This window comes from Lentimicrobium saccharophilum, from assembly GCF_001192835.1.
Taxonomy (GTDB): domain Bacteria; phylum Bacteroidota; class Bacteroidia; order Bacteroidales; family Lentimicrobiaceae; genus Lentimicrobium; species Lentimicrobium saccharophilum.
Window position 1 is genome coordinate 665,401 of the sequence record NZ_DF968182.1, and the last position, 20,726, is coordinate 686,126.

19 protein-coding genes are annotated in these 20,726 nt (G+C 35.7%); all 19 read left to right on the forward strand.

The features are described from left to right. The first annotated feature begins 186 nt into the window (after positions 1 to 186). The 19 genes from rfbF (at position 187) to TBC1_RS02415 (ending at position 20,559) form a co-directional block, all read left to right on the forward strand. A complete protein-coding gene (rfbF, locus tag TBC1_RS02325) occupies positions 187 to 966 on the forward strand; it encodes a glucose-1-phosphate cytidylyltransferase (protein ID WP_062037935.1) in 780 nt (259 codons plus the stop codon). Next, on the forward strand, positions 957 to 2,036 hold the full coding sequence (gene rfbG / locus TBC1_RS02330; RefSeq protein ID WP_062037938.1) for a CDP-glucose 4,6-dehydratase: 1,080 nt from the start codon (positions 957 to 959) through the stop codon (positions 2,034 to 2,036). Before rfbF ends, rfbG begins: the two co-directional genes overlap by 10 nt. Continuing rightward, complete coding sequence (gene rfbC / locus TBC1_RS02335; protein WP_062037941.1) at positions 2,012 to 2,575, forward strand: dTDP-4-dehydrorhamnose 3,5-epimerase; 564 nt, start codon at positions 2,012 to 2,014, stop codon at positions 2,573 to 2,575. The genes rfbG and rfbC overlap by 25 nt, the downstream gene beginning before the upstream one ends. A gap of 92 nt (positions 2,576 to 2,667) precedes the next feature. Then, positions 2,668 to 3,129: a four helix bundle protein gene (locus TBC1_RS02340; protein WP_172668808.1), complete on the forward strand. Its 462-nt coding sequence runs from the start codon at positions 2,668 to 2,670 to the stop codon at positions 3,127 to 3,129. Between the two features lie 214 nt (positions 3,130 to 3,343). Beyond that, positions 3,344 to 4,474, forward strand: coding sequence for a DegT/DnrJ/EryC1/StrS family aminotransferase (locus tag TBC1_RS02345; RefSeq protein WP_062037947.1), 1,131 nt, complete (start codon positions 3,344 to 3,346; stop codon positions 4,472 to 4,474). Between the two features lie 26 nt (positions 4,475 to 4,500). Continuing rightward, positions 4,501 to 5,445, forward strand: coding sequence for a GNAT family N-acetyltransferase (locus TBC1_RS02350; protein WP_062037950.1), 945 nt, complete (start codon positions 4,501 to 4,503; stop codon positions 5,443 to 5,445). A gap of 5 nt (positions 5,446 to 5,450) precedes the next feature. Continuing rightward, positions 5,451 to 6,068 carry an acyltransferase gene (locus tag TBC1_RS02355; RefSeq protein WP_062037953.1) on the forward strand — a complete coding sequence of 206 codons (618 nt, stop codon included), beginning with the start codon at positions 5,451 to 5,453 and terminating at the stop codon, positions 6,066 to 6,068. 230 nt (positions 6,069 to 6,298) lie between these two features. Then, a complete protein-coding gene (locus tag TBC1_RS02360; protein ID WP_062037956.1) occupies positions 6,299 to 7,816 on the forward strand; it encodes a lipopolysaccharide biosynthesis protein in 1,518 nt (505 codons plus the stop codon). Positions 7,817 to 7,841: 25 nt separating this feature from the next. Further along, positions 7,842 to 8,789: a hypothetical protein gene (locus tag TBC1_RS02365; RefSeq protein WP_062037959.1), complete on the forward strand. Its 948-nt coding sequence runs from the start codon at positions 7,842 to 7,844 to the stop codon at positions 8,787 to 8,789. A 60-nt stretch (positions 8,790 to 8,849) separates the two neighbouring features. Continuing rightward, the gene (locus TBC1_RS02370; RefSeq protein WP_062037962.1) at positions 8,850 to 9,812 is read left to right on the forward strand and encodes a glycosyltransferase family 2 protein; all 963 of its coding nucleotides are present in this window, start codon (positions 8,850 to 8,852) and stop codon (positions 9,810 to 9,812) included. Then, positions 9,812 to 10,990 (forward strand): glycosyltransferase family 4 protein, encoded by a 1,179-nt coding sequence (locus TBC1_RS02375; protein ID WP_062037964.1) that lies wholly within the window; start codon positions 9,812 to 9,814, stop codon positions 10,988 to 10,990. Before TBC1_RS02370 ends, TBC1_RS02375 begins: the two co-directional genes overlap by 1 nt. A 73-nt stretch (positions 10,991 to 11,063) precedes the next feature. Next, positions 11,064 to 12,278 (forward strand): hypothetical protein, encoded by a 1,215-nt coding sequence (locus tag TBC1_RS02380; protein WP_137305379.1) that lies wholly within the window; start codon positions 11,064 to 11,066, stop codon positions 12,276 to 12,278. 11 nt (positions 12,279 to 12,289) lie between these two features. After that, positions 12,290 to 13,501, forward strand: a complete 1,212-nt coding sequence (locus tag TBC1_RS02385) for a glycosyltransferase family 4 protein (protein WP_062037969.1) — start codon at positions 12,290 to 12,292, stop codon at positions 13,499 to 13,501. A gap of 1 nt (position 13,502) precedes the next feature. After that, a complete protein-coding gene (locus tag TBC1_RS02390) occupies positions 13,503 to 15,227 on the forward strand; it encodes a hypothetical protein (protein ID WP_062037972.1) in 1,725 nt (574 codons plus the stop codon). Between the two features lie 83 nt (positions 15,228 to 15,310). Then, positions 15,311 to 16,432 (forward strand): sugar-transfer associated ATP-grasp domain-containing protein, encoded by a 1,122-nt coding sequence (locus tag TBC1_RS02395; RefSeq protein ID WP_062037975.1) that lies wholly within the window; start codon positions 15,311 to 15,313, stop codon positions 16,430 to 16,432. Between the two features lie 38 nt (positions 16,433 to 16,470). After that, positions 16,471 to 17,502 carry an ATP-grasp domain-containing protein gene (locus TBC1_RS02400; RefSeq protein WP_062037977.1) on the forward strand — a complete coding sequence of 344 codons (1,032 nt, stop codon included), beginning with the start codon at positions 16,471 to 16,473 and terminating at the stop codon, positions 17,500 to 17,502. Positions 17,503 to 17,504: 2 nt separating this feature from the next. Continuing rightward, positions 17,505 to 18,482 (forward strand): glycosyltransferase family 4 protein, encoded by a 978-nt coding sequence (locus tag TBC1_RS02405; RefSeq protein ID WP_062037980.1) that lies wholly within the window; start codon positions 17,505 to 17,507, stop codon positions 18,480 to 18,482. Next, entirely contained in the window at positions 18,479 to 19,474 is a 996-nt protein-coding gene (locus TBC1_RS02410) for a lipid II:glycine glycyltransferase FemX (RefSeq protein ID WP_062037983.1), read from the forward strand. Before TBC1_RS02405 ends, TBC1_RS02410 begins: the two co-directional genes overlap by 4 nt. A gap of 2 nt (positions 19,475 to 19,476) precedes the next feature. After that, the gene (locus TBC1_RS02415; protein ID WP_062037986.1) at positions 19,477 to 20,559 is read left to right on the forward strand and encodes a DUF354 domain-containing protein; all 1,083 of its coding nucleotides are present in this window, start codon (positions 19,477 to 19,479) and stop codon (positions 20,557 to 20,559) included. Positions 20,560 to 20,726 lie beyond the last annotated feature (167 nt).

A 20,726-nucleotide genomic window follows, 5' to 3' on the forward strand; every position in this document is an offset into this window, starting at 1 on the left:
TGAAAATCAGGTTCTGGGGATTTTCAACTTTTGATTTAAGTTCATGAGATTATTTGCCCTTAATTTGCCTAAAGTGCTTATAATAAGCATTATAGATATAGTATTTCCTTAATTTTTCTATTTTTGACCGATGACGAAATGATATTTAAGAAACTGTTAAGTGATTAACAACAAAAATATTAGAACATGAAAGTAATTATCCTTTGTGGCGGTATGGGAACCCGCCTGCGTGAAGAGACCGAATACAAGCCAAAACCAATGGTTGAAATAGGTGGCAGACCTATACTCTGGCATATTATGAAGCATTATGCCCATTATGGGTTCAATGAATTTATTCTTGCCCTTGGTTACAAAGGCGATGTAATCCGTGATTATTTCCTGAATTATTACAAGTATAACCGAGATTTTACCGTTGATCTTTCAAATGGTAGTGTTGCTATTGAGAATGAAGGATCAAAGAATAACTGGAAAGTCACACTGGTGGAAACCGGTGATGAATCCATGACGGGATACCGTACAAAACTGGCAGGAAAGTATGTGCATGAGGACCGTTTTATGCTTACTTATGGTGATGCGGTTGCCACCGTTGATATTAAGGCGCTGGTTGATTTCCATATACGCAAGAATACCATTGGAACGGTAACCGGCGTTTATCCGCCCAGCAGGTTTGGCGATCTTGTCATTGAGGGTGATCAGGTTACACATTTCAAACAACAGCTAAAAGACGTTGAAAATCAGAGTCCTATAAATGGCGGCTATTTTGTATTTAAACGGGAATTCCTTGATCTTATACCAGATGATCCGGGGATTGATCTTGAAAAATTGCCGATTGATAGCATCGTAAATAAGAATCAATTGTCCGTTTTTCAACATAAAGGCTTCTGGCACTCAATGGATACTTTCCGCGACAATCAGCAACTGAATAAAATGTGGAAAGAAAACCCGGTTTGGAAAATATGGAAATAGATCATTGGCCCAATATCTATAAGGGGAAAAAGGTACTGATTACCGGTCATACCGGTTTCAAGGGCGCCTGGTTAAGCATCTGGCTTCATTTGTTGGGTGCGGATGTTGTTGGAATTGCATTGGAACCACGAAGCGAAAAGGACGTGTTCGTACTTTCAGGCATTGGTAAACGGATCCGAGACTACAGAGTTGATATCCGTGATCTTGAAAAAGTATATGAGGTGGTTGAAAATGAGAAACCAGAAATGCTCTTTCATCTGGCTGCACAGCCCATTGTACTGGAAAGCTACACCAGACCGGTATATACTTTTGAAACTAACGTATTAGGTACTGTTAACCTGCTGGAGGTAATGCGCAGGTCAAAAAGTCTAAGAACCGGAGTTTTTATTACTACAGATAAATGCTATGAGAATCGTGAACAGGATTATGCTTACAAGGAAACCGATCCCATGGGTGGACATGATCCATACAGCGCCAGCAAAGGAGCCGCTGAACTTGTGATAAGTTCATACCGTAATTCCTTTTTTACAACACCTGAAAAAAAGGTGGCTTCGGCCAGGGCTGGAAATGTGATCGGGGGTGGAGACTGGACCCCTTACCGCCTTATGGTTGATATTGTAAAAGCAATTGAGCAGGAGAAGGCGATAGAAGTGAGAAATCCTGACGCAACAAGGCCATGGCAGCATGTACTGGAGCCCCTCGGTGGTTATTTGCTTCTGGGAGCGATGCTTGAAGAAGGTAAAGAATTTGATGAAGCCTGGAATTTCGGACCACATGCTCAAAATACAATAACTGTAAAAGAACTCCTTGAACTAACGATTAGGGAATTCGGAAAAGGCCAATGGATTGACCGTTCATCAGGAGAAAAATTACACGAAGCAAAATTACTGGCACTTGATATCACAAAGGCAAAACTCAGGCTTGGTTGGAATCCTGTATTAAACATCAGGGATACCATCCGGTTAGCGGCAGCATGGTATATGAATTACCAGACGGCTGATGTTTTTGAGATGTGTAAACAGCAGATAACAGATTATACTGAAAGATGGAAATCAGTAAAAGAAAGTTAGAAGGAGTTTTTGAGATCAACCTGAATCCTTTGCGTGATCAAAGGGGGTTTTTTATGCGTGCTTATGACCTTGATTTTTTCGAGTCTAATGGGTTACACCGTCAATGGGTTCAGGAAAATCATTCAAGAACAGACATCAAGGGAACTATAAGGGGGTTGCATTTTCAACTACCACCTTTCAGTGAAACAAAGCTTGTCAGGTGTATACAAGGTGCGATACTTGATGTTTTTGTAGACCTTAGAAAAAATTCAACGACATTCGGCCAATGGGATGCACTGGAACTCAGTGAAGACAATGCCAGAATGGTTTTTATTCCCAGGGGATTTGCCCATGGTTTTTGCACCCTTACGCAGCACAGTCAGGTATTGTATAAGGTGGACAATTTTTATTCCAGGGAAAACGAAAGGGGATTGCTTTGGAGTGACCCTGAAATTGGAATTGAATGGCCGGTGAAAGATCCGTTTTTATCGGAAAAGGATAGACGCAATATGACTTTTGGAGAGTTTTTAAATGAGATTGGGGGATTGAGAATTGATTGATTGGGGGGGTGGATGATTGGATGAATGATTGGATAAATGATTGATTGGATGGATGATTGAATGAATGATTGAATGAATGAATGATTGGATGGATGGAAGAGGATATATTAAATAGAAACAAAAATATAAACAGGGGCTTCAGGAAGCTTGAGGTATGGAATGAAGCCATTGATTTATATGCTTTTGTAAAATTGAATATTCTTATTTCTTCGAAAATTTCATTTAGAGTGAAAGATCAGATAGAAGGTTCTGTTTTTTCAGTTCATTCTAATATTGCGGAAGGATACGGCCGAAGATATCTGAAAGAAAATATCCAATTTAACAGTATTGCGCTTGCCTCGCTTGCTGAAAACTATTCTCAGATATACGCCCTGCGCAAAGTGCAACTGATAAACGAAGAACTCTTTGATGAGTATGATAAGAAACATTATTCACTTGAAAACAAGCTTATTAACTATAACAAATCTCAGGTCAAACAACTTAAAGAAAAATCAGACTGGCATAATGATTATATTGTCAGGGAGATTATTGAAACTTACGGAATTGAGGATTGAATGGATGAATGAATGGATGATAGAATGAATGGATGAATGATTGAATGGATGATCCTAGTCAGTTTAGCAGTCAGTCATACAATCAATCAACCAATCAGCCAGATAGCCAACTACTTAAATAGCTTGTCAACCAAGCAACCAATCAGTTTAGCATTCAATCAACCAATCAACCAATCAACCAATCAGTAAATCAACGAGCTAAAAATAATTGAGAATGAATATAAGACTTTTTAAACCATCGCTCGGTACAGAGGAACTTGAAGCTGTAAAAGATGCTTTTGAACGTTCATGGGTAGGTCTTGGACCTAAAGTCAATGAATTTGAAGAAAAATGGGCCGAATTTGTTGGCGCTAAACTAGCCATCGGGGTTAATTCTGCAACTGCAGCTTTACATTTGGCATTGGCTGCTTTCAGGTTTCCCGAGGGTAAAAAAGTGCTGGTACCTTCTCTTACATTTTCTGCAACAGCCTCCGCCATTTTGTACAACAGGTTGATCCCTGTCTTTGTAGATTCTGATCCGGTTACGCTGGGAATGGATCTGGAAGATATGAAACGTAAGTACACAGAAGATGTTGTGGCTGTAATACCGGTGCATTATGCGGGGCATCCTGTTCCTATGGAAAAGCTGATGCCCTGGGCCGGGGAGTACGGACTAAAAGTAGTGGAAGATTGCGCCCATACTTCCGGGGCATTGTATAAGGGAAAAGCATTGGGTACCTGGGGCGACATCGGTTGCTATTCTTTTGAAGAAAAGAAGCTGATGACAACCGGCGATGGAGGGATGATGGTGACCAACGATCCGGAGTTATTCAAGGATGTAAAGGCCATGCGCTGGGTGGGAATAGACAAGGACAACTGGAAAACCGCCCAGGCTTATGTGGATGCAAACCACGATGCCTTGCACTGGTTTTATGAACTGAATGTGCTGGGTTACAAATACAACATGAATGACCTGGCAGCTTCCATCGGACTTCAGCAGCTTAAAAAGCTCCCGGCTATGAATGCCAGACGATCTCAGATTATTCAACAATATCTGGATGGTTTAAAAGATGTTGAAAGCGTTAAGCCTTTATTGCCTTATGAACCAGATAACTACGTTTATCAGATGTTTGGCATAAGGGCTGAAAAGCGAGATGAGCTGATGATTTACCTTAAATCCAAAGGGATTGCTACAGGATGCCACTATACACCGCTTTCGATACAACCTCTTTTCAGGCAATGGGGTTTTAACTGTCCGTTTATCGAAGAAGAGGCGAACAAGTTTATTACATTGCCGCTTCATGCTGAGTTAACTGATGACGAGATATCGTATATAATTGGCATTATCAGGTCTTATAAGTATTAATAGCATTTATCCGGAAAAGGTTGATCATGATAAGGTTGAAGGACTATTCATTGATTAAAATTAATCCTGATCAACGGGATCAGATAGAAAGTCTAATTAACCTAAATAATGGATCGGTATTTCATGAACCAATATTGAACGAAATTGCTTCAAAGTATCACAAAACTGATTTTTATTATCTTGTTAATGATCCTGATATTATAAAAATAGCATGTCCTGTACATGTGACAAAATACGATTTTGGGCGGAAACTCTACCAGCTTAAGCCACCGGGTGACATTCCATATGCCGGATTTGTGGGCGAGTTAACAGAACTTGATCAATACCTAAAAATAGGGCTAAATGATGCATTGATATATGCTGGCTTTCCAACTCAAAATCTTACAGAACTTTCAGAGGAAGAATCAGGTTTAACTTCAATGGTAGATTTATCACTAAGTGAAAATGATATTTTCATGAAAGTAATCAATGCGAAAAGAAGGAATATGATCAGGAAAGCAGTTAAGTCTGGCATAGAAGTAAAGGCTTTTTTAGATAAGGATGGCTTAGAAATATTCTGGCCAATTCTATTAAGTTTACATATAAAGCTTGGCTATCAGAAATTGCAAAAAGATTATTATGAGAGCCTTTTCAATCAGTATTCAAAAAAAGGAAAATCAGTCATTTTAATTGCTTACAAAGGAGAAAAAGCCGTTTCCGGCCTGTTATTGTTAGGTAATAATAATTACATGCATTATTACAAAGGGGCCTCGGTTACAGGTACGTTAAATGAAGGTCAGGGTGAACTATTACAATGGGAGGCTATCAAGTGGGCTAAGGGGAAATCAAAGTTTTATGACCTTTGTAATTTGAATAGAGAATCATTGCCTGAGATTTATCGTTTTAAAACTGGTATATCTGATCAACTATTTTTCTATAGGAAGTTTAAGATGAAATCATTGGGTTTTAAAATTTTAAACAGGCTTTCCTGAAAAGTATGAAAAAGCTAATCAAAAATGCAATCCTGAGACTAAAACACAGGAATTGTAAAATTCACTACACGGCAAAAGTTTCTTTAAAAGCGGTAATTGAAAGTGATTGTAGTATTGGTGCTGATGCAGTGATTGCATCAAATGTTAAACTCGGGAAAGGTGTAAAAATTGGAAGCAGGGTTCAACTCAAGAACATATCGATAGGTAATAATTCCATGATTGAAAGCGGTGTCATGGTTGTTGGTCCAGGTGCAGGAAAAATTGTTATTGGAAAGGAGTGCTATATTGGTATCAATAATATATTTGATACCAGTGATTCGATTTCCATCGGCGATTATGTCCATATTGCCGGGCCCTCGACTGCTCTTTGGTGTCATACTAGTGTGAAAATGTGTTTAGAAAGTATTCCCCTTAATGATGAACACAGAAAAAATTACAGACCTACAGCTCCAATAGTAATCGGTGATAATGTATATATCGGATGTAACTGTACTCTTTATCCTGGTATTGTAATAAATACAAAGTCAGTAGTTGCGCCCAATTCAGCTGTTACTAGAAATATTGAAGCGAACACAATGGTTGGTGGAGTTCCTGCAAGGATAATCAGAGCTTTAAATGAGTAATCTAAGTTAAGCATAATTAATCTATCGGATTCTACGCCTGCTATCATTGAAGAAGAAACCAATCTATTCATGATTTCAACAGTGTTGAACGGGATAATAATTAGTAAATGTTCTTTTGTTGCTGTATACGCTGTAAATAAAAATGTGCCTGAATGGGATGTTATAAGTGGAATTCCTCAATATTTTTAAAAAGCAAAAATCAGAATAACTAGTAAAGACATTTACCCGGTATGAACGATAATAAGAAAATAGCAGCTAACACTATTATATTGTATGTTAGATTATTAATTGTAACAGCAATTGGGTTGTATACAACCCGCATTGTTCTAGACGCTCTGGGAGTTGAAGATTACGGTCTTTATTCCGTTGTTGGCGGCGTTGTTACTATGATGAATTTTATTGGTGTAACAATGGTTGCAACATCTTACCGGTTTATTGCCGTCGAGATGGGTAAAGGCGCTCATGGAAATGTCAATGGGATTTTTAACTCTGTTTTTATAATTCATGCTGCATTAAGCCTATTGCTATTGATACTTGGAGAAACGATAGGAGTATGGTATATCAAAACTTATTTAAATGTGGCTGTGGAGAAAATCCCTGATGCTTTGTTCGTGCTTCATTTATCGATAATTGCAACCATGTTATCCGTGTTAACGGTACCTTATCAGGGTTTGATTACTGCAGTAGAGAAATTCTTATATATGTCTGTAATTGACATAGCAAAAACTTTCATCAAACTTGGGCTGGTTTTTATGCTAATGGTATATGGTGGCAATAAACTTAGAGCATATTCAGTATTGATGTTGTCATTAAATGCATTTGTACTTATTTCATATTTTGTGTTTAGTTGGAGAAATTTTAAAAGTGCTGTACTGTTCAGTTTTAACAGTAAAATTAATGATTATAAACAGATTTTCAATTTTGCATGGTGGATATTGTTTGGTGCAATTGCGAGCATAGGATCCCGGCAAGGTGCTGCAATCATTATTAACCTTTTTTTTGGCACTATTTTAAACGCAGCATTTGGTGTCGCTTCACAGGTTCATAATATGGTTATGAATTTTGTGAAAAATTTAAATCAGGCGGCGGTGCCTCAAATAATGAAAAGCTACAGTTCCGGGAGTCAGGAAAGATCTATTGGTTTGGTTTATACGGTTTCCCGATTGACCTTTTTAATTATGCTGATTCCTTCCGTAATTATTTTTACCTCAATAGATTATATTTTGGAATTGTGGTTGAAAACTGTGCCTGCATACACCAAGGAGTTTATTGTTCTGATGATGATAAACGGTTTAATCAATTGTTTTGGAGCAGGTATAGATGCCGCAATTCAGGCTACCGGGAATATAAGGAAAACACATCTGTGGTATGCATTTATAACCTTAGCAACTTTGCCTTTTACTTATCTGAGTTTTAAATATGGCCTGCCGCCCTATTATTTTACCATTTGGGCAATCGTTGCTACTTTGGTTAATCTTGTCGTACAGTTGAAGATAGTAGCTTCTTTAACACAGTTTAATATCTCACGATATCTAAAATCTACTGTAATGCCTTCGGCCTATGTTTCTTTTCTTATTGTTCCATTTTTTCTCATTTATCAATTAATACCAAAAGATGGAGTTTATATTTTAATCTTCACTTTTATAGTAACAGTATATAGTTTGATAATAATTGTGTTTATTGGATTGAACCTTTCTGAACGATTGATTCTTGAGAAAAGAATGAAAGGCATGTTTAAACGAGCTTAAACTGTAAAAACTTAACAAATTGAGAATGAATATACCAGTACTTTTTATCCCATTTGCCAGGCCTGTTTATGCCAGACAAACTTTTGAAGCAATTAAAAAAGCTAAGCCAGTTAAGTTATATATCTATATTGATAAAGCCCGGAAAGACCACCCGGATGAAATTATTGGAAACAATGAAGTAGCGGGTTTAATTAATGATGTTGACTGGGAATGTGATCTTAAAACTTTTGTCAGAGAGGAAAATGTTGGAGTTTACAAATCAATACTAACCGCAATCGATTGGGTTTTTGAGAATGAGGAACAAGCTATTGTCTTTGAAGAAGATTGTAAGCCTTCTGTTGCATTTTTTGATTTTTGTGAGCAGCTTTTAAATCTTTATAAGGATAATCAACAAGTATGGGTAATAAGTGGCAATAATTTTATTGAAGGATTTAATCCCAACAACTATGATTATTTTTTCTCTCCCTTTGCTTATCAATGGGGTTGGGCAACCTGGCGGGATCGTTGGTTAAGAGTTAAGCGTGATGGTTTTAATGTGAATAAAATAATCGAATATGATTTATACAGGCAGCTTTATGGTATGAGATCTGCCGCAGCACAAGCTTATAAATGGCTTGGGAAGCAGCAGGATAAAGATGGTTATTACAGGCCGGTTTCATGGGATTTTATGTTTCAAATGAGTATGAGAATAAACGGGGGCTTTGGGATTGTACCCAAAATGAATCTTGTTGCTAATATTGGTGTTGTTGGTACGCATAGCAGCAAAACGAATAAGATCACACACAATCGGCCATTGCCTGATCTTGATAAATATTTAATTATAAAACATCCACCTTTTGTTGTTTCTGATTTTAAGTTTACCAGGAAATTTTATTTGGAAGTTGAAAGGGAAAAGGATACTTTTTACATCAAAAAGATTTATCGATTTTTAAAGCGTAGAATGACGAGTTTATTTAAAAAGAATCACGATTAATAAATATACTTGAAAAAAAGGATCAAAACCGATTAAAATAAGCCTTTAATTTCCTCCATTATGAACAATTCTAATCTGGTTGCGTGTATAACCATAAACTATAATCATGCAAAAGACACAATTAATTGTGTTAATTCATTGTTGGAGTCAGATTATTCGAATTTTATTATTTTTTTAATAGACAATGGATCCCACATTGATGATTATCGAATATTAAGTGAATTCACTTCTAATGCAATTATAATCAGGTTGTTACGGATTGAAAAAAATGTTGGGTATGTAGGAGGCGTAAATTATGGCTTGACTGAAGCGGCAAAAATAAATCCGGACTACTACCTGATAATGAATAATGATACAGTAATAGATAAACATGCTATTAAAGCACTGGTTGATACTTCCATAGACTTTAGCAATAATTGTATTGTCTCCGGGAAGGTTTATAATATGGACAACCCATCATCTTTACAATATATCGGACAATGGGAGCGTAATGCAAACAAACTCGATTTTCCACCTTATATAAAAAATTCAAAGGAGATTGATAACGGGCAATATGAACAGAAAATGGAAGTTGCCATGTTGGATGATATATATTGGCTTATACCAGCTATTGTATTAAATAAAATTGGACTTTATTCTGATTACTTCTATTTATATGGGGAACAAAATGATTATGCTTTAAGGGCAAAAAAGAACGGTGTTAAATTAATCTATACACCTTTGGCTAAATTATGGCATCACCATCATTTGACAACAGGTGGTAATAAACAAAAAGAACTTGCAATAAGTTATTGGAGAATGTATTCAAGTCTTACGATTTTATACCTGCATTTTAGCAGAAAAGCGTTTTACACATTTTATTTTAAACAATTTTTCAGATCGTTGGTAAAATCAATCTTATTTATGGGTGATAGAGAGAAACGTGAGAATTCGAAATATAAATTATTGGCATGCTGGTATTTTTCAAAATGGATGTTTAATAAAAAGCCTAACCTTGGTTTTAATCCATACGCTAAGAACTGATGATCAAAATTTTATTTATTCATCATGCTGTTGGTTGGGGTGGCGCTCCCATTAATATGATTAATATTATCAATGGTCTTGACAAGTCCCGGTTTTCTGTACATGTGCTTTTATTGAAGGATTCGGTAGTTTCTAAAAAGTTGAATGAAAGCAAGATTCCATACACTATCGCCAGATCTGTATTTTATAAGAAGTTTTATAAATATCTTGGTCATAGTGAAGCTGGATATATCAGGTGGTATCAAATATTAAAGTTTTTTAAATTAGCTATAACGTGGTTATTATCAAATAGGGTATATGCAAGAAAGGAACTTGATCAATTTGAACCTGATATAATTCATTTAAATTCTTCAGTATTAACTGATTGGTTGAAACCATCTTCTAAAAAAGGCAAAGTAATTATTCATGTACAGGAGCCCTTCAGGAGAGGAAGACTTGACTTCCTTTACTATTTGCTGCGATATCAGATGAAACAATATGCTGATCATATAATTGCAATTAGTAAAGACAATGCTGAAAGAATTGATATACCTCAAAAGACAACTGTAGTGTATAATTTTACCAAAATTCCTAATAGTTTGTTGTCGACTGGTATTGATTCTAAGCGGTTAAGGAAGGTACTATATCTTGGCGGTGCTGCTAGTATTAAAGGTTTCTATACGCTTGTTAATGCCTTGGGCTTTGTTGAAGATAGAATATTAATTTTATTTGCTGGACATTATCCACCCAATACTGCAAAAAGTGGGTTCAGAAAACATTTGCCATGGAATAAAAAACTACAAAAGGCTCTAATAACTATGAGAAATAGTTCAAATGCGATAGAAGTTGGATTAATTGAGGATACCGAATCAATAATAAAAGACTGTGATGTTTTGGTTTCACCATTTAGAATTGAACATTTTTCAAGACCAATTATTGAAGCGTTTGCATGCAGGAAGGTCGTTATTGGTACTGATGTGAAAGGTATGGATGAGATTATAGATCATAACATTAACGGATTGATTATTAAAAAAAATAATCCAAGGGAATTAGCGGATGCAATAAATTTTCTAAGTAAAAACCATGAAATAGCCAGTACATTTGGGGAAAAGGGTTATATTAAAGCTACAATGCATTTTTCAGAAAAAAATACAAAACAAATTGAGAGAATATATGAGAAACTTTGTAAAAAGAAATAGGGATATTGATTAGAATTCATATATGAAAACCATCTCGAGGAAAAGTTATTTTCGGTTTTTAATTATTATGTTAATGGTAACTACTTATTTACCTGTAGTTACTAACAATTTACCTCCAATTATAAGAAGTCACCACCTTTGGGCTGGAATTTGGGGAGTGTCCATATTAATATTAGCCCGTCCTATTTTCAATAACAGAATATTATTGTATGTTCTTATTTATTATTTATTATTGGTTCTTGTTATGATGAACTCAGTCTGGAGTAATATGGATAAATGGAATAGAGCCCAGGGCATTAATGAATTATATATGTTGACTATGGCATTGACAATGTATGCATATTTTGAATACTCGCGGGACTTTGTAGGTTTTGCGAAGATATTGAGGTGGGTTTTAACTTTTATTTTTTTTACGGCAATTCTATCAATTTATTCATCAATAGTTGATCCGATGTATGCAAGAAAAATAGTTAGTGGAGCTATTGATCAAGCAGAAGATGTGCTGAAATATGGTGGTGGTTCATATGGATTCGCCGGAGCCATAATGATGATATTACCTTTGGTAATTTATTATTATCGGAATAATTATAAAAGTAATTATTCTAAGCCAATTATTTTACTCTTTGGCATTTTGCTTTATTATGCTTTACTCCGGATTCAATTGTTTGCAAATATTTTATTGTCAACGATAATCATTGTGATTGCATTAATTGGAGAGAGAAACATAAGAAAGAATATTATCTTTTTTGGATTACTAACTGTTCTAACAGTAGCATTGGTTCCTTATATGCCTCAATTCTTGTTTTATGTCAGCAATTTTTTTGAAACGGATTCAGAGGTTTACTTTAAAATTAATGATCTTGCTGTATTTATAAAATACGGAGCCGATTATGGGGATACTGCAACAAGCCTTCGATCTGCAAGGTATCCAATGTTGTTTGAAGGATTTTTGACCAATCCATTACTTGGAATATTCAATTCCGATAGTACTTTAAATATTGAAGGTGGAGGTCATTTATACTGGATGAATAAACTGACAGTTTATGGATTATTGGGGTTTATCCCGTTTGCACTTGCTTTTTACTTTTTCGTTAAAAATGCTTTGAAAATAATGGATACGGAATTTTCCTTTTATTTTTTGCTTTCAATAGGGTCCGGGGTAGTTTTAGGGTTTATGAAATCACTGGCAGGCCGTGAATTCTGGTATATGTTTTTCTTTATATTGCCTGGCCTTTACTGGCTACCATTGCTGAAAAAGGAATCTAAGAATAAGGTAGATCAACGTTAACACTTTTTTGAGTGAAACCCGAACCAACAAAACTTAACCTGGTTCTGATTCTTACGGGCGGTTATGGCTTCCCGACCGGCGATGCCTATACCAACCGCATTCTGGCTTTTGCGAAAGGTTTTGTTAAAAATGGATGCAGGGTATCCCTGTTAATTATTTATCCCGGAAGAAAAAATCAGGTATCCAAATCCGGTTCAATGGAAGGATTTGATTATTATTTCTGCACAAGTCCTATCTGGCCGGATGGTAAACTGAGAAAAATAGCAACAGGAATTAAAGGGATCTTCAATTCCTTAATTATGCTTCAAAAACTAAACAGGGAGAGCATAATTGATGCAATTATAACTTTTTCACAAAAATTTTCGCAGAATTTCCCAGTTTATCTGTTTACCAGATTGAAGGGAATATTGTTTTTCCGTGAAAATAACGAGTATCCGCGTATTGTTTTAAGCCGAGGACATGATAAACTAAGCTCTGTTGAAAGACTCTATTTCTCCTTTGTAAACAGGTTTTTTGATGGTTATATATACATCAGCACTTCATTGGTCGCTTTCAACAAGCCTTTTATAGGCAAAAATATGCCTGTGATGATTGTTCCGATTATTGTAGATGATGATCGCTTTATTTTTGATCAGTTTCCTCCGCAAAAAGAAATAACCTTTTGTGGTAATCTTTATGGTGAAAAGGATGGCGTCACATTATTAATTCAATCTTTTGCATTGATTCACAAGGATTTTCCAGCATATATTCTGAAACTTATAGGGCATACATCAAATCCGGTTGAGTTTGAAAAGCTTTCTCAGTTAGTATATGAGCTTGAGGTTTCTGAAAAAGTTGTATTTACAGGTTTTGTTCATAGAGATCATGTACCTGAACTTTTAGATCAATCGGCTTTACTTGTGCTTGCCAGGCCTGATAATATTCAGGCTAAAGGTGGATTTCCGACCAAGTTGGGCGAGTATCTTGCTACTGGCAGGCCGGTGTTGGTAACCTCAGTAGGGGATATTCCGAACTACATTCATGATGGTGTTAATGGATTTTTGGCTAGACCTGGTTCGGTTGAAGATTTTGCTGGCAAAATACGAATGATCTTGCAAGATTATGAGAATGCTGCAGATGTTGGGAAAGAAGGTAAGAAATTATCATTAACTTCATTTAATAATAAGTTTCAGGCTGAACGTATCCTCGGTTTTATTGAAATGGTAAAAAATAATAAGAATTAAAATGGGGGCCTTTTTTATTAATCATATTAATTCCAAAGTTTCAGTTGCTGCTCTTGACAAAATTTATAAAGAAAAGGGATTCCTTGATCCGTTTGTGGTCAGCATGGGCGATTATCAATTGCGGCTCTACAAGAAGAAGTTGCTTGATGTGCAAAATTTTATTCAGCGTGAATCAATCAGTTTATATGCTTGCGGATCAATAGTTTATAATAAGTATAATTATGAAAAAAGCCTAAAAGCTCTCTTATCAGACTACTCAGCCGGAAAAATAGATCCCTCAGCCCTTTCAGGAAATTATGTATTAATTTTTCATGATAGGAAAATAAATAAAATTGAGTTCTTCGTAGATCCTGCTTTTATAAAAAATGTTTATTTTGATAAGGTAAACAGGGTGATTAGCAGTGATTTCCTGGCGATTATCGATGCAGTGGATAATACATTTACACTGAATAGAACAGCTGTTATTGAAAATATTACTACCGGTCATTTGATAAGCCCCGATACCTATGTTAATGAAATTCAAAAACTTGACAAAGTTAATGTAAAGGAACTGGCAGTTGATTTTACAGGCATAATATTCAACGTAATAAAACCTGATATTGTCAGTAATCTCACTTCACGTAACGATGCAATAGATCATGCCATCCTGACTTTGAATAGTTATTTTCTTAATGTTGCTTCGCTCAGTAATGAATTTGGAGCTCATATTGGTTTGACAGGTGGTTTTGATAGCCGTTTACTTCTTATGCTCGGGAAAAAGCATATTAGCAGACTAGTTACCAATTCCTTCTGGCGGCCGGATTCCAAAGAATATTTGCATGCAAAGGAACTTGCGATGGTGTCAGGGAAAAAGTTCTTCTCATATGAGGAAAAGCCTTTTCTAAAACCGGAATGGAATAAAATGTTGGATACATCCTTTTACTTCTACGATGGTCAGATTCGTTCACAGAACAGGTGGGATGAAATCTTTAGCCTGCCTGAATATACATCCGGGATAGCACAAGAGCATTATGTTGGTTTTCATGGTTGCGGTGGTGAACAGTATCGCAATGCTGACCGGTTTTTAAGGCCAAAGTCGTTGCGATCCTATATACAATACCAGTGGATGTTCAAACAATGCAAAGATCCATTTCTGGAATCGAAATTAAAATGGGAGATTTACAGTAATATTGAAATAAAGATAAACAGATTAATGGGGTTCAACATTTCAAAAATTGATTTGTTACTCCTGAAACGAATTCAGAATGAAATATGGAATCCGGCCAATAGAACTACCCGGTTGAATTTACTGAATCAACAACAGTTTTATTTTGCGCCATTTGCCGAATATGAAGTTTCTCATTCAGCTTATTATTATACACCTTTTCTTGGGAATTCATTGTCTTTTCAAATTGATATGATGCGAAGACTTGATAATGAATTAGCAAAGGTTCAGACAAATTATGGTTTTAATCTGATTGAAGGTGAGCCGATTAAATTTTATTTTATTCCTTTTATAGTAAATTTATTGCCGGATCAGTGGTTTCACTCAATTTATTTCAGGCTTAAAAAAGCGCAAATTTTATCTGGCAATGAGTCGCAAAAAAAATTAAATGAAAATTCATTTTTCAGGGAATTGTCAAATAAAATTGATCTCACAAGTATTCTTAATAATATTAATCTGGGTTCAGGTTTAATCTCAATGAATCATTTGTTAAAGCAACTAAACGGGAAGGTGAATTTATGAATGGGCTGATAAAAAAAATTATTGTCTTAATTTATTCATTAAAATAATCATTTGTTAAAGCAACTAAACGGGAAGGTGAATTTATGAATGGGCTGATAAAAAAAATTATTGTCTTAATTTATTCATTAAAATTAAGGATTGTACTGAATAAAAAAATATTAAAAATTTTCAATTCCTTACCTTCAATAATAGACATAAGCAGCGAAAAAATACAATATCACAAAAAACTATGGAAAGATCTTAATAACAGGACTAATATTAAATGGTACAAAGTCTTTGCATCAATCAATGGGATTGATGATCCCAGATATATTACTGAATATGATTATCATTTCAATGTTGAACTTAGGCTGAATCACAAGGGATTCAGTGAAGCATACAGCGATAAGAATAGTTATCACCGGAATTTTATGAATGAACTCTTACCTCAAATATATCTTCGGAATATAAATGGAGTCTTTTATACTGAAAAATATGAATATACTGGTTTTGAAGATGCTATGTTATTAATACCTGATTGCATTGAAAAATGTATAACGAAGAAATCCACGGAATCGGGTGGTGGAAGAGGAATTGAATTATTTACCAGAAATAATGCTGAATGGGTGAGTCGTGATGGGGAAAAACTTTCGGTAAGCTATCTTGATAAGCAATACGGAAGCAACTATATAATTCAGGAGTACATAGATCAACATCCTTATTTTAGCCAGTTTAATCAAAGCTCTTTAAATACAGTGCGTTTGTTCACTTACCGTTCGGTAGTCAGCAATGAAGTTATACCTTTACATGCGGTACTCCGAATCGGTAAACCGGGCTCACTGGTTGATAACCAGGCATCTGGAGGAATTGCATGCGGTGTAAAGGAGAATGGTAAACTTAATAGTTTTGCAATCAATAAGAAAGGTGAAAAGTTCGATCATTTCAATACTATTGTTTTTTCAAATGCCGATCCGGTATTTAAATTTGATGAGATTGTTAAAATTTGTTTACCTCTTGCTAATCAATTTTATTATCATCGTTTGCTTGGATTTGATTTTTGTGTAGATCATCGTGGCAATATAAGGCTGATTGAAGTGAACAACAAGAATAATGAAACCAACTTCTTTCAGATGAATAATGGCCCATTATTTGGCGAATATACAGATGAAATAATCTCTTATTGTAAGAATAGAAAGAGAAACTTTAATTTTGATTTTGACATTTGATTAAGTCTTTTAAAAGATATATTCAAACAAGCTAAGGTATGATAAATCAAATCTTTATCCTGACAGATTATAAGGGATTCTTTGGCTCCAAGCAGAAAGCTAAGTTTTATCGTGGTGGTATGGATCTTGATAAATTGTCTGCTTGTTTTTCAAAGTACGGAATACAGGTGACAATATCTTCATTTACAAGATTAGAAGTAAAAAATGTGGACAAGGAAAGTACCCTTATTCTATATACTTCCAGCGAAGATAAACATGGTTTTTACAAGGATTTTATTGAAGACATAATATTTCATTTAGATCAGGTTGGTTACAATCTTCTGCCTTCCTATGCCTGCCTGAAGGCCCACAACAATAAGGTCGCGATGGAACTGTTACGTGAGCGTTCGACAATGGAATCAATAAAAACTATCCATTCAGCGGTATTTGGTACATTGGATGAATTGATTGCACAGGCTGATAATTTTATTTTTCCTGTTGTAATTAAGCCCGCTTCCGGGGCCATGAGCCGGGGGGTATCTAAGGCGGAAAACCCTAAGGAACTAGTGAACATTGCTAAAAAGATTTCAAGATCTTTTAATTTAAAGCATAACCTGAAAGAGTTGTTAAGAAATATCAAATATCGCAAAAGTTATGTAAGAGAATCATTTTATCGGTCTAAATTTATAGTGCAAAATATGATTAAAAATTTGGGAAATGATTGGAAGGTCTTAGTTTATGGCCCCCAGATTTATGTTCTTCAGCGGAATAATCGTAAAAATGACTTCAGGGCAAGTGGAAGCGGGGACTTTCTTTTTACAAAAGAACTTCCTGATGGAATGCTGGATTTTGCCCAATCGGTTCGGAATTATTTTAATGTGCCGCATATATCGTTGGATATTGGTTTTGATGGCAAGCGATTTCACCTGATTGAATTTCAGTTTATTAATTTTGGCACTACTACGATTGAAAAATCTCCTTTTTATTTTGAGAAGTTCGAAGGGAAGTGGATAGTAAAAGAAGGTTATTCAGATCTTGAGAAGGTTTATGTTACAAGTTTAATGAGTTACTTATCAGTTCATGTGAAATAAGTATGAGGGTCCTTTTTGTTTCAAGCGGTAATTCCAGGGACTTTAGCATAGCTCCGTTCATTAAAGCACAGGGAGATTCTCTGGAGAGGTTAGGCATTGATGTGTTATATTTTCCATTGATTGGGAAAGGGCTTTTAGGTTATGTAAGGAGCGCCTATAAACTCAATAAATTTGTTAGAAAAAATGCAGTTGATATTGTTCATGCGCATTATACATTATCGGGCTGGACTTCTGTCCTGGCACACCCTAAAAAGCCTATAATCCTTTCATTAATGGGTAGTGATGCTTATGGTGAATATATTGGTCATAACAAAGTAAGGAAAAGCAGTTATTATTTAGTGATTTTAACCTGGCTTATTCAACCTTTTGTAAAAGCAATTATCTGCAAATCTAAAAATATTGAAAAGTATGTTTACCTGAAGAATAAATCTAAAATTATTCCCAATGGGATTTTACTTGAAAAAGTGATTGTTAATGACAAGGGTTTCAGAGATGAATTAGGCCTTGATCCAACGAAGAAGTATATTCTTTTTCTGGGTAATCTTAATGATATTAGAAAGAATTTTAAATTGGTTAAGGATTCATGTGAGTTGTTAAATATAGAAAATGTTGAAATTATTACGCCTTATCCGGTGGCACATGACATTGCAATAAAGTATTTAAATTCAGTAGATGTGTTGGTTGTTCCTTCTTTTATGGAAGGTTCACCGAATGTAGTTAAAGAAGCAATGGCTTGCAATTGCCCGGTTGTTGCCACCGATGTTGGAGATATAAAGTGGTTATTTGGGAATGAACCCGGGTATTTTATTTCAGATTTTTCAGCTGCAGATACAGCTTCTAAAATTACAAATGCATTAGATTTTGCTGATAAATATCGTAAAACAAATGGAAGAGCGCGGCTGATAAAACTTGGCCTTGATTCTGAAACCATTGCTCATAGAATTATTCAAGTTTATCAAGAAGTCAGGGGGAATGGATGATTTTTCTTAAAAATGATAAGATTGATCTTCAGAAATGGTACGCATTATTCAATATTTCTGAATTTGCAACTCCATTTCAAATGCCCGAATTCTATCAATTCTGTCAAGACTCAACAGGTTATAATGCCCAGGCTTTTGCTATGGAGAATGAGGGTATATATAAAGCCCTGGTAGTCGTAACAATTCAGAAGGAGGAAGGCATTAAGTCATATTTTTCCAAGCGGGGTATTGTATTTGGAGGCCCTTTACTTGAGAATATTACTACTGAAGAATTGATTTTTTTTCTTAATGAAGTATCTTCCCACCTGAATAGAAAAGTGATTTATATTGAAATGAGGAATTTCTTTGATTATTCAGCTTTCACCGATGCATTTAAAAGTACTGGTTGGCTATATGAGCCATATCTTAATTTCAGGCTATCTCTTGAAACGTTATCAAAAGAAAGTCTCATGGGCCTTTTCACATCAGGAAGAAGACGTGAAATAAAACAATCAATGGCAGAAGGTGCAACCTACGGAAGGTCTAATGATGCAACTGAAATAAGTCAGGTTTATGAGATTCTTAAAAAGCTTTACGATCAAAGGGTGAAGCTCCCACTTCCTGCCTTGGAGTATTTTATTGGTTTGCTAAATCACCGGTTAATTCAAGTTTTTGTCGTTAAGCATGCAGGTCGGATTATTGGAGGATCGTTTTGTCCTGTTTTAGCGGGTAAAGCGATATACACGTATTATTATTGTGGAATAAGAGATTACCATAAAAAAATCTTTCCAACCCATTTGGCCGTATATGCGGCCATGGATTACGCCATTGAAAACCAAATCCCTTTCATTGATTTTATGGGAGCCGGCAAGGCAGGAATTGAATATGGAGTCCGCGAATACAAAGCTCAGTTTGGCGGTGAAATGGTCGAATTTGGTAGATGGAAGAAGATACTAAATCCAACTCTCTATAACCTAGGGGTTTGGGGGCTTGGAATTCTCAAAAGAATCTGACAATGAACGTTTTGATTGACATAGGACATCCCGCCCATGTTCACCTTTTCAGACATTTTGCTGAAGAAATGCAGCAAAATGGTCATCGGATATTGTTTACCTGCAGGGAAAAAGAGTTTGAGATTTATTTACTTAATAAATATGGATTTCAGTATAAATCTTTTGGTAAAAAGTATAAATCAGGGTTCGGTAAACTCTGGGGTTTGCTTAAGTTTGATATTAAGGAATACTTGGCAGGATTAAAATTCAAGCCCGATATATTTCTGAGCCACGGTTCCATGTATGCAGCCCATGCCGCTTTTTTACTAGGTAAACCACATATCTCATTTGAAGATACATTTAATTTTGAGCAAATACGACTTTATAAGCCTTTCACCACTGCGATTCTGACGGCAGATTACGATCATCCTTTAAAGTCGTCAAAAGTTATTAAATATGCCGGTTATCACGAACTGGCTTATCTGCACCCCGGTCGTTTTACTCCGGATATTCATGTTTTAGAGGAACTTGGAGTAAAAGAAAATGAAAAGTATGTAATCTTACGTTTCGTATCCTGGAATGCCAGTCATGACTATGGCCATAAAGGTATTTCTATTGGTAACAAACTTAAAGCGGTGGAGGAATTTTCAAAATACGCCCGTGTGTTTATTTCATCAGAATCAGAACTGCCCGCCGATCTGAAGAAATATAAATTTAAAATTGCACCCCACAGAATGCATGATGCAATTGCTTTTGCCGATATGCTTTTCGGAGAAAGCTCAACCATGTCGGAAGAGGCTGCAATGCTTGGGGTGCCTTCAGTATATCTATTTAATAATTCTACTTTTTATACGCAGCATCTGGAGAAAGAGTATTCACTGATGTTCAACTTTTCTGAATCTGAACAAGATCAACAGAAAGCCATAGAAAAAGGGATTGAGTTGTTGCAAATGCCTGGTTTGAAGGAAGAATGGAAGAAACGCAGGGATAGAATGCTTGCAGAAAAAATCGATGTCACCGCCTTTCTGGTCTGGTTTATCGAAAACTACCCTGAGAGCAAGCGGATTATGCAGGAGAATCCGGAGTATCAGTATAGGTTTAAGTAGTGAGTTGTGAGTAGTGAGTTATGAGTAGTGAGTAGTGAGTTGTGAGTGGTGAGTAGTGAGTGGTGAGTGGTGAGTAGTGAGTGGTGAGAAGAGAGTAGAGAGTAGAGAGTAGTGAGTGGTGAGTGGTGAGTGGTGAGTAATGAGTAGTGAGTTGTGAGTGGTGAGAA

Coding starts and splice junctions, on each gene's coding strand:
- rfbF (WP_062037935.1), top strand. CDS start 187: ATGAAAGTAATTATCCTTTGTGGCGGTATGGGAACCCGCCTGCGTGAA.
- rfbG (WP_062037938.1), top strand. CDS start 957: ATGGAAATAGATCATTGGCCCAATATCTATAAGGGGAAAAAGGTACTG.
- rfbC (WP_062037941.1), top strand. CDS start 2,012: ATGGAAATCAGTAAAAGAAAGTTAGAAGGAGTTTTTGAGATCAACCTG.
- TBC1_RS02340 (WP_172668808.1), top strand. CDS start 2,668: ATGGAAGAGGATATATTAAATAGAAACAAAAATATAAACAGGGGCTTC.
- TBC1_RS02345 (WP_062037947.1), top strand. CDS start 3,344: ATGAATATAAGACTTTTTAAACCATCGCTCGGTACAGAGGAACTTGAA.
- TBC1_RS02350 (WP_062037950.1), top strand. CDS start 4,501: ATGATAAGGTTGAAGGACTATTCATTGATTAAAATTAATCCTGATCAA.
- TBC1_RS02355 (WP_062037953.1), top strand. CDS start 5,451: ATGAAAAAGCTAATCAAAAATGCAATCCTGAGACTAAAACACAGGAAT.
- TBC1_RS02360 (WP_062037956.1), top strand. CDS start 6,299: ATGAACGATAATAAGAAAATAGCAGCTAACACTATTATATTGTATGTT.
- TBC1_RS02365 (WP_062037959.1), top strand. CDS start 7,842: ATGAATATACCAGTACTTTTTATCCCATTTGCCAGGCCTGTTTATGCC.
- TBC1_RS02370 (WP_062037962.1), top strand. CDS start 8,850: ATGAACAATTCTAATCTGGTTGCGTGTATAACCATAAACTATAATCAT.
- TBC1_RS02375 (WP_062037964.1), top strand. CDS start 9,812: ATGATCAAAATTTTATTTATTCATCATGCTGTTGGTTGGGGTGGCGCT.
- TBC1_RS02380 (WP_137305379.1), top strand. CDS start 11,064: ATGGTAACTACTTATTTACCTGTAGTTACTAACAATTTACCTCCAATT.
- TBC1_RS02390 (WP_062037972.1), top strand. CDS start 13,503: ATGGGGGCCTTTTTTATTAATCATATTAATTCCAAAGTTTCAGTTGCT.
- TBC1_RS02395 (WP_062037975.1), top strand. CDS start 15,311: ATGAATGGGCTGATAAAAAAAATTATTGTCTTAATTTATTCATTAAAA.
- TBC1_RS02400 (WP_062037977.1), top strand. CDS start 16,471: ATGATAAATCAAATCTTTATCCTGACAGATTATAAGGGATTCTTTGGC.
- TBC1_RS02405 (WP_062037980.1), top strand. CDS start 17,505: ATGAGGGTCCTTTTTGTTTCAAGCGGTAATTCCAGGGACTTTAGCATA.
- TBC1_RS02410 (WP_062037983.1), top strand. CDS start 18,479: ATGATTTTTCTTAAAAATGATAAGATTGATCTTCAGAAATGGTACGCA.
- TBC1_RS02415 (WP_062037986.1), top strand. CDS start 19,477: ATGAACGTTTTGATTGACATAGGACATCCCGCCCATGTTCACCTTTTC.